14 protein-coding genes are annotated in these 13847 nt (G+C 38.3%); 5 read left to right on the top strand and 9 right to left on the bottom strand.

What is annotated here, in order from left to right; all coding sequences use genetic code 11:
* Nucleotides 1-34: 34 nt before the first annotated feature.
* Complete coding sequence (locus tag CEQ83_RS06820; RefSeq protein ID WP_013056059.1) at nt 35-160, bottom strand: GapA-binding peptide SR1P; 126 nt, start codon at nt 158-160, stop codon at nt 35-37.
* A gap of 393 nt (nt 161-553) precedes the next feature.
* Here CEQ83_RS06820 and CEQ83_RS06815 point away from each other — a divergent pair, with 393 nt between their 5' ends.
* Nucleotides 554-2074 carry a glycine betaine uptake BCCT transporter gene (locus CEQ83_RS06815; RefSeq protein ID WP_028414108.1) on the top strand — a complete coding sequence of 507 codons (1521 nt, stop codon included), beginning with the start codon at nt 554-556 and terminating at the stop codon, nt 2072-2074.
* Between the two features lie 49 nt (nt 2075-2123).
* Here the strand turns inward: CEQ83_RS06815 and CEQ83_RS06810 are convergent, their stop codons facing one another.
* The 6 genes from CEQ83_RS06810 to CEQ83_RS06785 all read right to left on the bottom strand — a co-directional run bounded on the left by CEQ83_RS06810 (nt 2124) and on the right by CEQ83_RS06785 (nt 8779).
* Nucleotides 2124-2366 carry a hypothetical protein gene (locus CEQ83_RS06810; protein ID WP_176521411.1) on the bottom strand — a complete coding sequence of 81 codons (243 nt, stop codon included), beginning with the start codon at nt 2364-2366 and terminating at the stop codon, nt 2124-2126.
* A 249-nt stretch (nt 2367-2615) separates the two neighbouring features.
* Nucleotides 2616-4028 (bottom strand): dihydrolipoyl dehydrogenase, encoded by a 1413-nt coding sequence (gene lpdA, locus CEQ83_RS06805; RefSeq protein ID WP_013082295.1) that lies wholly within the window; start codon nt 4026-4028, stop codon nt 2616-2618.
* Between the two features lie 3 nt (nt 4029-4031).
* Nucleotides 4032-5333 (bottom strand): dihydrolipoamide acetyltransferase family protein, encoded by a 1302-nt coding sequence (locus tag CEQ83_RS06800; RefSeq protein ID WP_028414110.1) that lies wholly within the window; start codon nt 5331-5333, stop codon nt 4032-4034.
* Nucleotides 5334-5435: 102 nt separating this feature from the next.
* On the bottom strand, nt 5436-6413 hold the full coding sequence (locus tag CEQ83_RS06795) for an alpha-ketoacid dehydrogenase subunit beta (protein WP_013056055.1): 978 nt from the start codon (nt 6411-6413) through the stop codon (nt 5436-5438).
* 3 nt (nt 6414-6416) lie between these two features.
* The gene (gene pdhA / locus CEQ83_RS06790) at nt 6417-7532 is read right to left on the bottom strand and encodes a pyruvate dehydrogenase (acetyl-transferring) E1 component subunit alpha (RefSeq protein WP_013056054.1); all 1116 of its coding nucleotides are present in this window, start codon (nt 7530-7532) and stop codon (nt 6417-6419) included.
* 581 nt (nt 7533-8113) lie between these two features.
* Complete coding sequence (locus CEQ83_RS06785) at nt 8114-8779, bottom strand: YkyA family protein (RefSeq protein WP_028407940.1); 666 nt, start codon at nt 8777-8779, stop codon at nt 8114-8116.
* 169 nt (nt 8780-8948) lie between these two features.
* Between CEQ83_RS06785 and CEQ83_RS06780 the strand changes: the two genes are divergently transcribed.
* Nucleotides 8949-9059: a YjcZ family sporulation protein gene (locus CEQ83_RS06780; RefSeq protein ID WP_016763434.1), complete on the top strand. Its 111-nt coding sequence runs from the start codon at nt 8949-8951 to the stop codon at nt 9057-9059.
* A 174-nt stretch (nt 9060-9233) separates the two neighbouring features.
* Nucleotides 9234-9788, top strand: coding sequence for a peptide deformylase (gene def / locus CEQ83_RS06775; RefSeq protein WP_028414111.1), 555 nt, complete (start codon nt 9234-9236; stop codon nt 9786-9788).
* Nucleotides 9789-9817: 29 nt separating this feature from the next.
* On the opposite strand, the gene CEQ83_RS06770 is transcribed toward def, so the two are convergent.
* Nucleotides 9818-10600, bottom strand: a complete 783-nt coding sequence (locus tag CEQ83_RS06770; RefSeq protein WP_028414112.1) for a Cof-type HAD-IIB family hydrolase — start codon at nt 10598-10600, stop codon at nt 9818-9820.
* A gap of 549 nt (nt 10601-11149) precedes the next feature.
* Between CEQ83_RS06770 and CEQ83_RS06765 the strand changes: the two genes are divergently transcribed.
* Nucleotides 11150-11359: a DNA-dependent RNA polymerase subunit epsilon gene (locus CEQ83_RS06765; protein WP_013056049.1), complete on the top strand. Its 210-nt coding sequence runs from the start codon at nt 11150-11152 to the stop codon at nt 11357-11359.
* Between the two features lie 5 nt (nt 11360-11364).
* A complete protein-coding gene (gene rnjA / locus CEQ83_RS06760; RefSeq protein ID WP_013056048.1) occupies nt 11365-13032 on the top strand; it encodes a ribonuclease J1 in 1668 nt (555 codons plus the stop codon).
* Nucleotides 13033-13074: 42 nt separating this feature from the next.
* Here the strand turns inward: rnjA and CEQ83_RS06755 are convergent, their stop codons facing one another.
* A complete protein-coding gene (locus CEQ83_RS06755; protein WP_028414113.1) occupies nt 13075-13737 on the bottom strand; it encodes a potassium channel family protein in 663 nt (220 codons plus the stop codon).
* Nucleotides 13738-13847: the final 110 nt, after the last annotated feature.

The following is a 13847-nucleotide window of genomic DNA, read 5'->3' as shown; positions in this document are numbered from 1 at the left end:
AAAGGTGCGGAATTCCGCACCTTTTTTTATTGAATTAATCTAAATCTTCATCTGCTTTTTGACATTCTCCGCTTTTACATGTTGAGTATAATCGCGTCACTTTCTCATCTTCGAAATGATCAATTGTGCAGTTACATGTTTGACATACGATTGTTCCCATTTTGTAAACTCCCCTTTAACCGTCTTTTTTTGTAAGCGTTTTACAACTCTTGATATTATATTATTATGTCACATTAAATATGTCAACAACTAATTAGTATGTCACATTAAAAATATTTTTCTCATAAATGTTATATTTGTTTTCAAAAAACTGACCCCTTAGCATCATCTCTATTTATATGAAAAAACTATGTCTAATTTCATATCTATTTCGGCACTTTAAAATAATTACGAAAAATAAGAATTTGAGATCTTGCCTTTTTTTCTTACTAATAGGGTAGACATTTCATACAAACTTTACTAGAATGTATAACCATGTGGTTTCATGTATAGCTAAAAAGGTTATATGAGAAACTATGTTATGTAAAATAGAATAGGAAAGGAGTGATAATCGATGAAAAAACTGACTCCTGTTTTTATCATTTCGGTTATTATTGCTGCAGTATTTATCGTATGGGGTGTTATTCCGGAATCTGTGCTAGGAAGCGCAGCGCTTACACCTGTCACATCGGCAATACATAGTTTTATCATCGAGAAATTTGGCTGGTATTATTTATTAGCAGCTACATTATTCTTAGTTTTTACGCTGTACTTAATTTTTTCAAAGTACGGAAACATTAAACTAGGTAAACCTGACGAAAAGCCTCAGTATGGTTATGTCTCGTGGTTTGCTATGTTATTTAGTGCTGGTATGGGGATTGGACTTGTATTCTGGGGTGTTTCAGAACCAATCAATCATTTTCATACTCCACCTTCTGGTGAAGGCGGTACAGCAGAATCAGCTCGTGCAGCTCTACGTTATTCGTTTTTCCACTGGGGTTTACATCCTTGGGCTATTTATTCCGTTCTTGCACTGGCCCTTGCATATTTTCAATTTAGAAAAGGTTACCCGTTCATAATCAGTAATATTTTACGTCCACTATTAGGAAAACGTGTTGATGGACCTCTTGGAACGATCATAAACGTCATCGCCGTATTTGCAACTATTTTTGGGGTGGCAACATCTCTAGGACTGGGCGCTATTCAAATTACTGGTGGAGCCTCTTACTTGTCGCCAAGTATTGATAATAATTTCACGACTCAATTAATTGTTATTATTATCGTGACGTTCTTGTTCATGCTGTCAGCACAGACAGGTCTGAACAAAGGTATTAAGTATTTGAGTAACATTAATATTGTTTTAGCTATTCTGTTAATGCTATTCTTGTTATTTGCAGGTCCAACCAACTTTATTATGGACTTATTCGTTACAACAATTGGCAGCTACATTCAAAACTTGCCGTCGATGAGTTTTCGATTGAGCCCGTTTGATAACAGCACCTGGGTTCAAGATTGGACAATTTTCTACTGGGCATGGTGGATCGCCTGGGCACCGTTCGTTGGTACGTTTATTGCTCGTATTTCACGAGGTAGAACCATTCGAGAATTTTTAATTGGTGTACTAGCTGTTCCGACCGTATTTGGCGGATTATGGTTTGCCGTATTCGGAGGTTCTGGGGTCTACTTAGACTTTTTCAAGGATCTTCCTGTTATGGATGTTATCAATAATAAAGGAACAGAAGTTGCTTTATTCTACGTACTTGAACAGTTTCCATTTGGTACGTTCATGTCCATTGTCGCTATTTGCTTAATTGCTACATTCTTCATTACATCAGCTGACTCAGCTACATTTGTTTTAGGAATGCAGACAACAAATGGTGATCTAAATCCTTCAGGCTCTATTAAGCTTACGTGGGGCTTAATTCAATCGTTAACAGCAATCATTCTGCTTTGGACAGGTGGCTTGGATGCACTCCAAACGGCTGCGATTATAGCAGCACTTCCATTTTCAATTGTGCTGGTGTTAACGGTCTTCTCATTAATGAAAGCATTTAAAGAAGAAGGCGCATTAAAAAAAGAAAAGAAATCTGTGTAAGATAAAAAAAGCGTTAGCTTATATAAGCTAACGCTTTTTTTATGCACTCTTACGCCGTGCAAAATAAAATTAGTTGATAACATGTCAAGCAGATAGCTGACGTTGTGCCCGTCATCATAAGCGCCAGTCTTTTAGATTTGACGTTCATTTCTGCTATGCCGTAAGCTAAATAAGCAAATACTAAAAACAAAATAATTTTAGATGTCAATTGATCACGTTTTGATAGCAATTCAACCAGTGAATAACCTATCCAAATAACAATGTGTAAGCTCCAAACGAAATATGTCTTCATAGCTCCTTCGCCGCCTTTTCATTCGTTATCCAAAGAAGCAATTTTTTATCTACCTATAAGGAAAGCACGTCCCACTTCATATGTATGCATCTAGAGCTCATTTAAGACTGCCTCAGCGCTTTTTACACGTTTCTTCTAAAGGAGATACTCATCAGCAATAAAAACTGTCTGACAAGCATCTGATACTTGATGAAAACCGTTTTCTTCAAAAAAAAAAGCTGATGCATACGCATCAGCTTTTTAAAAACATTATTTTACAATGTGAATTGGGCTTCCAATAGCTACTTCAGCAGCTTCCATTGTGATTTCACCTAATGTTGGGTGAGCGTGAATTGTTAATGCGATATCTTCAGCTGTTACGCCAGCTTCGATAGCAAGACCAAGCTCAGCGATCATGTCAGATGCGCTAGGTCCAGCGATTTGAGCACCAACAACTACTCCGTCTTCTTTACGAGTGATAAGCTTCAAGAAGCCTTCTGCAGCGTTAAGTGCAAGCGCACGTCCGTTAGCAGCGAATGGGAATTTAGAAGCTTTAACAGCTAATCCTTCTTCTTTCGCTTGTGCTTCAGTATAACCTACAGATGCAAGCTCAGGCTCAGAGAATACAACTGCTGGAATTCCTAAATAGTCAATTTCAGCAGGTTCGCCAGCGATTACTTCAGCTGCGATTTTACCTTCGTAAGAAGCTTTGTGTGCAAGTGGTGGTCCAGTTACGATATCACCAATTGCAAAGATGTTGCTTACAGATGTACGAGTTTGGTTATCGATTTCGATAAGACCACGGTCAGTCATTTTAACGCCAACTTGCTCAAGACCAAGCTCATCAGTGTTAGGACGGCGACCTACAGTAACTAATACGTAGTCAGCATCGATTACTTTTGACTCTCCGCCTACTTCAAACGTAACTTGTACGCCATCAGCAGTTTCTTCAACACCTTTAGCCATTGCTTTTGTATAGATTTCAACGTTTCCTTTTTTCTTAAGGTTACGTTTAACAAGAGAGCTCATTTGTTTTTCAAAACCAGCTAGAATTTCATCAGCAGCTTCTACAAATGTAACTTCTGTACCGAAGTTAGCAAAAGCAGTACCAAGCTCAGTACCGATGTAACCTCCGCCGATTACAACTAATTTTTTAGGAACTTCTTTAAGCGCTAATGCACCTGTAGAGTTGATTACGCGCTCAGAGAATTTGAATCCAGGGATCTCGATTGGACGAGAACCAGTTGCAAGGATTGCATTTTTGAATTTGTACGTTTGTGCTGAATTTTCATCCATTACACGTACAGTTTCGCTGTCAACGAAGTAAGCTTCACCTTTTACGATGTCAACTTTGTTACCTTTAAGAAGGCCTTCAACACCGCCAGTAAGTTTGTTTACAACGCCGTTTTTGAATTCTTGAACTTTAGAGAAATCAACTGTTACGTTCTCAGCGATAATCCCCATGTCTTCAGAATGTTTAGCATGTTCAAAACGGTGACCTGCAGCGATTAATGCTTTTGAAGGAATACAACCAACGTTTAAGCATACGCCTCCAAGATTACCTTTTTCTACGATTGTAACTTTTTGACCTAATTGAGCTGCACGAATTGCTGCAACGTAGCCACCAGGGCCAGCACCAATGACAAGAGTATCAGTTTCGATTGGGAAATCTCCTACTACCATTTATTACGCCTCCATTAATAATAATTCTGGATCATTTAATAAACGCTTGATTTGGTTAAGAGCGTTTTGAGCTGTTGCGCCATCGATAATACGGTGGTCAAAGCTTAGTGATAATGCTAATACTGGAGCAATTACAATTTCACCGTCGCGTACAACTGGTTTTTCAGCGATACGTCCGATACCTAGAATTGCAACTTCTGGATGGTTGATAACTGGAGTAAACCATTGTCCACCAGCAGAACCGATATTTGTGATTGTACAAGAAGCGCCTTTCATTTCAGCAGGAGCTAATTTACCATCACGTGCTTTTCCAGCAAGGTCGTTAATTTGATCCGAAATTTCGAATACAGATTTACGATCAGCATTTTTCACAACTGGTACTAAAAGACCTTTTTCAGTGTCAGCAGCGATACCGATGTTGTAGTAATGTTTTTGAATTACTTCATCTGTAGAATCATCAATTGAAGTGTTAAGAGCTGGGAACTTCTTAAGTGCTGAAGTTAACGCTTTTACCACGTAAGGTAAGAATGTTAATTTAATACCTTGATCTGCTGCAACTGTTTTGAATTTTTTACGATGAGCAACAAGAGCTGTTACATCGATTTCATCCATTAATGTTACGTGTGGAGCAGTGTGTTTAGAGTTAACCATAGCTTTTGCGATTGCACGACGGATACCGCTCATTTTCTCGCGAGTTTCTGGTAGATCGCCTTCAGGAATAGCTTGTGCTGCTGCTGCTTTTGGTTCAGCTGAAGCAGTTTCCTCTTTAGCTGGAGCTTCAGCAGTTGCTGTAGCTGTAGAGCCACCAGATAAGAAGCTATCGATGTCATCTTTAACAATACGTCCGTTTTTACCTGAACCAGGAACAGCTTTAATGTCTATACCTTTTTCACGAGCATATTTGCGCACTGAAGGCATAGCAATTACTTTGCGGTTAGGATCAACATCAGCTTGTGCTGCAGGAGCTGTTGCTTCTTCAGTCACTTCTTCAGTTGAAGCTTCTTCTTTAGCTTCTTCTGCTGGTGCATCATCATGATCGTCACCTTTGAATTTTAAGTCTTCGTATCCAGGAGCATCAAAAGTAACGATAACTTGTCCTACAGTAGCTACTGTACCTTCGTCAACTTTTACTTCTAATACTTTACCTTTTACAGGAGATGGGATTTCAACAACAGCTTTGTCATTTTGTACTTCTGCTAGTACATCATCCTCATCAATTTCATCTCCAGCTTTTACGAACCATTTTACAATTTCACCTTCGTGGATACCTTCACCGATATCCGGCAGTTTAAATTCAAATGCCACGTGTCTTCACCCTCCTAGTTAGTTGCGTTCAATTTGTTAGTGTTTATTTTATCTAAGACAGAAATCAGCACAAAGCTGATTTCTATCACAGTAAAATGCTAATTAAAATTCAAGTACTTTCTTAGCTGTTTCAACGATGTCTTTGTGGTCTGGTAACCATACGCCCTCAGCTTGAGAGAATGGGAACACAGTATCCGGTGCTGTTACACGTAATACTGGTGCTTCTAAGCTTAAGATTGCACGATCGTTAATTTCAGCTACAACGTTAGCTGCGATACCAGCTTGTTTTTGAGCTTCTTGAACTACTACTACGCGACCAGTTTTTTCAACTGATGCAAGAATTGTATCGATATCTAAAGGTTGAACTGTACGTAAGTCCACTACTTCAGCAGAGATACCTTCTTTTTCTAGTTCTTCAGCTGCTTTTAACGATGAGTGTACCATTGCACCGTAAGCGATAAGCGTTACGTCTGTACCTTCACGTTTCACATCAGCTGTACCTAAGTCAATAGTGTATGATTCTTCAGGTACTTCTTGACGGAATGAACGGTAAAGCTTCATGTGCTCTAAGTATACAACCGGATCGTTATCACGGATTGATGAAATTAAAAGACCTTTTGCATCGTATGGAGTTGAAGGAATTACAACTTTTAGACCAGGTTGAGATGCTACGATACCTTCTAAGCTATCAGCGTGAAGTTCTGGTGTATGAACGCCTCCACCAAATGGTGAACGGAATGTGATTGGTGCATTCCAGCGACCGCCAGAACGGTAGCGCATACGTGCAGCTTGACCTGATACAGAATCAAGTACTTCGTATACGAAACCAAAGAATTGAATTTCAGGAACCGGACGGAAACCTTGAGTCGATAGACCCACAGCAAGACCACCGATACCAGATTCAGCTAATGGCGTATCGAATACGCGATCTTCGCCGAATTCTTGTTGAAGACCTTCAGTCGCACGGAATACTCCACCGTTTACGCCAACGTCTTCACCAAAAACTAATACGTTTTCGTCGTTTTTCATTTCTGTGCGTAACGCATCAGTAATCGCTTGAATCATTGTCATTTGCGCCATGGCTTACTTCGACTCCTTCTCTTTGTAGATTTCATATTGCTCTTGTAAGTTTGAAGGCATAGTTTCGTACATGATTTCCATTAAATCTGTAACTTTTTGTTTTGGATAATCGTCAGCCTTCTTAATAGCTTGTTTGATATCTTCTTTAGCTTGCTCGATTACTTTGTTTTCTTCTTCTTCATTCCAGATGCCTTTAGCTTCTAAGAATTTACGGAAGCGAACAAGTGGATCTTTCTTTTCCCACTCAGTGTCAAGCTCAGCTGTACGATAACGAGTTGGATCGTCACCAGCCATTGTATGTGGACCATAACGGTAAGTTAATGTTTCAATTAAAGTTGGACCTTCACCGTTTACTGCACGCTCACGAGCTTCGCTTACTGCAACGTATACTGCTAGTGCATCCATACCGTCTACTTGAACGCCTGGGATACCAACAGCCGCTGCTTTTTGAGCGATTGTACGTGCTGCAGATTGCTTTTCAACTGGTGTTGAAATTGCAAAGCGGTTGTTTTGTACAACAAAGATTGCTGGAGCTTTGAATGCACCTGCGAAGTTCATACCTTCGTAGAAGTCACCTTGTGAAGCTCCGCCGTCACCTGTATAAGTGATCGCTACTGCTTTTTTACCGCGCTTTTTAAGACCTAGTGCCACACCAGCAGTTTGCACGATTTGTGCACCGATGATGATTTGTGGAGAAAGTACATCTACACCTTCTGGCGCTTGGTTACCGTGGAAATGACCACGAGAGAATAAGAACGCTTGATATAGTGGAAGACCATGCCAAATTAACTGAGGCACATCACGGTACCCAGGTAAAATGAAGTCTTCTTTTTCTAATGCGAAATGTGAAGCGATTTGAGAAGCTTCTTGCCCAGCAGTTGGTGCATAGAAACCTAAACGACCTTGACGGTTCAATGAAATTGAACGTTGATCAAGAATACGAGTGTATACCATGCGAGTCATTAACTCTTTTAATTTTTCGTCAGATAAATCTGGCAACGCTGATTTATTTACTACTTCGCCCTCTTCATTAAGAATTTGGAACGTTTGGTACTGCTCAGCGATTTTATCAAGTTGCTTTGATACATCAATAATAGCCTTTTTAGTTTTAGCAGCCATCTAAGTCACCTCTTCCTTTCATTTAAGCCGTATAAATTCATTTTACTAATCAAACAAACATACACGCTTTTAGAATGTCCCAAATGGACAAGTAAAAGTCATATTTTGTCGAGTAGCTTTTTGAATTCGCTAATCCTTAACATTTCTATGTATTCCCCAGCGAATTCTGTGCAAACATTTACGTAAAAGGAAAGTTTAAGCGAAACGAGCGTTTCGTTAAACTGTATTAATTATTTTGCAAAAATGATTAATACAACACTTACTACGCTACCTAGTTTACAATACACTAAAACAGTTCGTCAATGCATTTACATCAAGAAATTACGCTTTTTTAGTTTGTGAAATAAAACACATAAAAAAGACATGCTGTACTATTACACAGATACAAACTGTATTATATGTTTTATAATAACCTTCTCTTTTTTTACGTCTGCACATCTCCTATCTTGCCACAAATAAACGATTTTTTAAAACAATAACCTTTTGTAATTTTTACTTGAATCGTGTCGAAACTCTTTCTTTATTTCAGAAAACCTTCCTTTTCAGCCAAAAAAAAAGACCTGTAAACTTCACAGGCCTTCTTATTTATCCTCGCTATTTTTCACCTTTAACTTCGTTTTGTTATAAAAATCTTCTTTGGCTTTGTTATAGTCAGCTGTTAGTGTGTTAAACGTTTCTTTTTTCTTTTCAACTTCTTTATAAGTAGCATTGATCGAAGCGATTTGTGTTTCAAGATTCTCTAATTTCACATTGTCTTTTTCAAAGAGCGTATATAGCTGACGATCTAATTCAATGGAATGAAGATAGGCATCATGTAAGGACTGGTAGGCCTTATAACGCTTCTTCATTAACGAAGATAGTTCAAGCGCCTCTTCTTTTGCTTTGCCGTCCTCTAGCTTTTGGATCTTTGGCTCTGTCGCTTCAAACTGTTTTTGCGAAGCGCTGATGCTTTTTTCTTCTTTTTGTAATTTATTTTCACGCTCATCTAATAACTGCTGCGCTTTTTGTGCTTTATTTTTTATTTTCTTTTTATCTTTAATCCCTAGCTCAATAATTTGGTCGTATATCGCATTTTCTTGCTGTTCTAAATCAGCTAACGGTTTTTGCTGATCAGCAAATTGCTTTTCTTGTGCTACCACTTTTTCTAATCCATTATATACCTCAAGTTCAGGCGATGAGCCCTCTGCACAGCCTGCTAGTGACATAGCAGCAATGCCAATAACTATATATCTTCCGACGCATTTCATATTTGGTAAATCCTCCCTTATCCATGGGTCATTATACAATTTTTGTAGGAAATTAGCAATTTATCTACACCCTTTTTCCACCTTTTAATATATTATACTAACCCAATCGTGAAAAAAAGGGAGTTTATTACTTTTTACCTTGGGATTGATAACTACGGGAGGTTACATTATGTTGGGTTATGGTGGATATGGCTGCGGCGGTTCTAATAAAGGTTTCGTGTTATTAATCGTACTGTTCATTTTATTAGTTATTATCGGCTGCAGCTGTGGCGGCTGGTAATTATACAATAAAAGCGGCTAACTGCCGCTTTTATTTTTTCTTATGCATGTTTTTCCAAATGTTTGATACATATAATTAGTAGAAACATTTCTGTGGTCAAGGTCGAGGTAATGACTTTTTTATACGGATTTGGTACACTTTATACCTATAAAATAGCCTAGGGAGATGTGAAAGTTGATTACAATGAACGATATTATCCAAGACGGACACCCAACGCTGCGAGAAGTAGCAAAAGAAGTACCGTTACCTGCTTCTGAAGAAGACAAAAAGATTTTACATAGCTTATTAGAATATGTGAAAAACAGCCAAGACCCTGAAATTGCTGCTAAATATGGACTGCGATCTGGTATCGGACTTGCCGCTCCTCAAATTAATGTATCAAAACGAATGATTGGGGTACACGTTACGGATGAAAAAGGCAAGCTATACAGCTATGCATTATTTAACCCTAAGATCATTAGCCACTCAGTTGAAAAGACATACCTTACAGGCGGTGAAGGCTGCTTGTCTGTCGATCAAGATATCCCAGGATTTGTTCCTCGATATGCACGCATCACAGTAAAAGGCACAACGCTTGAAGGCGAAGAAGTGAAAATTCGTTTGAAAGGCCTTCCTGCTGTCGTATTTCAGCACGAGATTGATCATTTAGACGGAATTATGTTTTATGATTACATTAATAAAGAACATCCATTTCAAGAACCTGAAAATGCTTTTCCATATGAACGCTAAAAAACGCGAGCTAGAGCTCGCGTTTTTTCTTATTTTAACAATCCTACTAGCTCTAATCCGTGGAGAATACCACCTTCTGCTACATCTTTTGTAACAAGATCAGCCACTTCTTTCACGACTTCTTCCGCATTTCCCATCGCTACGCCATTTCCGACAAACTCAAGCATTTCGATATCGTTTAAGCCGTCTCCGAATGCATATACATCTTTTTTATCAAAGCCAAGCTTTTCAATCATGGTCTCAATTCCTCGCGCTTTTGATCCACCTTTTGGGAGAACATCAGTTGAAAATTCATGCCAGCGAATAAAGTCAAATTTCTTAAATTTTTCTTCATAAGGAGCTTCTTCTCCCGCTGTACAGAATAAGAGGGATTGATAAATTTCACGCCCTTTGAAATAAGCAGGATCGTGGTGAGGGTGGGTAAATCCAATTTTCAGCGTGCTGATGCTGGATTCGATATAATCATGAAATTCAATGTTTGATTTCATATCTTCATGATCCATGTATACGACAGGATGATCATGCTCAACAGCAAAAGCCGTTAAATCCTGAAGCTCTTCTTTATTTAACGGCTTTTTGTAAAGAACTTCTCCATTTAAGACAATGTACTGACCATTAAAGCTAATATATGTTTGAATATCCAACTCTTCACGCAGATCTTTAAACATAAAAGGAGCCCTTCCAGTTGCAATTGCCACTTCATGCCCCTGCTCTTTTAACAGCTGGACAGCTTTTTTTGTAGAAGCAGGCAGTTTTTTATCATGATCCAATAACGTTCCATCAATATCAAAAAAAATAATCTTTCGTTCCACGTTTATCACCTTATTTTTTATAATTTTTTATCTCTTTGTTAGGCATTTCCAATTATACCAAACAAGCACTGATTTCTCTATAAATGGACGTTCCTATTTACATTTTTTCCATATTTAACCACGAGAAACCTCTCCCTTTTCATCATATAATAAAAGTACAGAGAGAGACAGGCAGGTATCGAAAAAAAACAAAGGAGCTGAAAAATCATGTTAAAAGATTTTCGAAAAAGGCTGCTAAAACGCTGGAATGAATTATTGCGTAAAAAAACGATGGCATAATCGATTTTTTTAGGGCTTTCTGTTGTAAAATTTGCAGAGTGTGTGTCTGCATCGTACAATGGAATAGCCCTTATTTTTTATACGCCCGGAAAATATAGTCTTGTATCCGTTTCCTATTAATATTATTCTATAATTAATTGACTTGTTATATTTAGATGACTAAAATGTAGTGAAAGCAAGTTTCTTTAGAAAATACATGAAATACATACACATTTTATAATATAATAAAATAAGTTATTTGAATTTCGGAATTAAGGAGAGATTTTTGTTATGATTTTTAAAGTTTATTTTCAAGAAAAAATGAGTGAAGTAGCTGTACGTGAGAATACAAAAACAGTGTATGTGAACGCAGATTCTGAGCGTGACGTTCGTAAAAAGTTAAAAGCGCGTTCAATTAATATTGAGTTTGTTCAAGCAGTGACTGGAGACTATCTAGAATATGAACAACAGCATGAAGATTTTAAAGTATTGGAGATATGATGAAAATGAAATTTGTAAAAAATAATCAAACGGCAGTTTTCGCCCTGGGTGGACTAGGCGAAATCGGTAAAAATACGTATGCCGTACAGTTTCAAGATGAAATTATTCTTATTGATGCAGGAATTAAATTCCCTGAAGATGAGCTTTTAGGAATTGACTACGTTATTCCTGACTACAGTTATTTGGTAAAAAATGCAGATAAAATCCGTGGCCTTTTCGTTACACATGGTCATGAAGATCACATCGGCGGAATTCCTTACTTATTAAGAGAATTAAACATTCCTATTTATGCAGGGAAATTAGCCCTTGGACTTCTTCGCAACAAATTAGACGAGCATGGGTTGCTTCGTACAGCTCAGCTTCATGAAATTACTGAAGATGACGTAATTAAATTCCGTAAAACATCGGTAACGTTCTTCCGCACAACTCACAGTATTCCTGATTCTTACGGAATTGTGGTAAAAACACCAAACGGACAAATCGTACATACAGGAGATTTCAAGTTTGATTTTACACCAGTGGGCGAACCGGCTAACTTAACAAAAATGGCTGAAATCGGTAAAGAAGGCGTTCTATGCTTGCTTTCAGACAGTACAAACAGTGAAATTCCTAACTTTACGATGTCTGAGCGCCGCGTAGGTGACAGCATTCATGACATTTTCCGTAAAGTAGACGGCCGTATTATTTTTGCAACGTTTGCTTCAAATATTCACCGCTTACAGCAAGTAGTGGAAGCAGCCGTATTGCATAACCGCAAAGTTGCTGTATTCGGACGCAGTATGGAAGCAGCTATTGAGATTGGCCAACAGCTTGGATATATTTCATGTCCAAAAGATACGTTCATTGAGCCTTCTCAAATTAACCGAATTCCAGCTAACCGCGTGACTATTTTATGTACAGGCAGCCAAGGTGAACCGATGGCAGCGCTATCTAGAATTGCAAATGGTACTCACCGCCAAATTCAAATTATCCCTGGAGATACGGTTGTATTCTCATCTTCACCTATTCCAGGAAATACAGTAAGTGTTAGCAAAACAATTGATATGCTATTCCGTGCAGGAGCAGAGGTTATTCACGGTGCTCTAAACGATATTCATACTTCTGGACACGGCGGACAGGAAGAGCAAAAATTAATGCTTCGTTTGATGAAACCAAAATACTTTATGCCAATTCACGGTGAGTATCGCATGCAGAAGATGCACATCAAACTTGCAACAGACTGTGGAGTTCCTGAAGAAAACTGCTTCATTATGGATAATGGAGAGGTGCTAGCTTTAAGCGACAGTGAAGCTTCAGTAGCTGGAAAAATCCCTTCAGGCTCTGTATATATTGACGGAAGCGGAATTGGTGACATTGGAAATATCGTACTTCGTGACCGCCGTATTTTATCTGAAGAAGGACTTGTTATTGTCGTTGTAAGCATCAATATGAAAGACTTCAAAATCGCTGCTGGTCCAGACATTATCTCTCGTGGTTTTGTTTATATGCGCGAATCTGGCGACTTAATTAATGATGCACAGTCCCTCATTACAAAACACTTGAACAAAGTGATGGAACGTCGTACATCACAATGGTCTGAGATTAAAAATGAAATCACAGACACATTGGCTCCATTCCTTTACGAAAAAACAAAGCGCCGTCCAATGATTTTACCAATCATTATGGAGGTTTAATAAAAGAAAAAGAGCAGATGCAATTGCATCTGCTCTTTTTTATTAGGAACTGGCAAATTTATTTTCGAAGCGGTTGATATCTGCGTCTGCTCCAATAACAATCAACACGTCTCCTTCTTGTATCGTTTCGGACGCCTGAGGAGAAACGATGATATCTCGATCACGCTTAATGGCTACAATGTTAATACCATATTTCGCACGAATGTCTAACTCAATCAGCGTATTACCAGCCATTCTTTTGCTTGCTACTAATTCGACAATGCTGTGTTCTTCAGATAGCTCCAAATAATCCAGCACGCTGTTTGAAATCATGTTATTGGCAATTCTTCGTCCCATATCTCGTTCGGGATGCACGATAAAATTGGCGCCAATTTTTGATAATACTTTGGCATGATAATCATTTTGCGCTTTTACCGTTATTTTTTCAACCCCCAGCTCTTTTAGTATAAGGGTCGTCAAAATACTTGCCTGAATATTGTCGCCAATAGCTACGATAACGTGATCAAAATTACGAATTCCTAAACTTTTTAGAACCCCTTCATCCATTGAATCGCCTACTACTGCATGCGAAGCAACGTTAGCATACTCATTTACCTTTTCTTCATCAATGTCAATCGCCAGAACTTCCATTCCTTGATCGCTTAATGTTTTACAAATACTTCCACCAAATCTACCTAATCCGATGACTGCAAATTCTTTTTTCATTTGAATTCCTCCATTATGTACAGGAAAAAATCTGAACTACCGTTATTTTACCACAATTCTTTTGTATCAACCTCATTTTCCCGTTAACAACGCTTATATGTCTTTACTAT

It is taken from the genome of Priestia megaterium (assembly GCF_009497655.1).
GTDB lineage: Bacteria > Bacillota > Bacilli > Bacillales > Bacillaceae_H > Priestia > Priestia zanthoxyli.
This window is presented reverse-complemented; position numbering and strand designations above follow the sequence as displayed.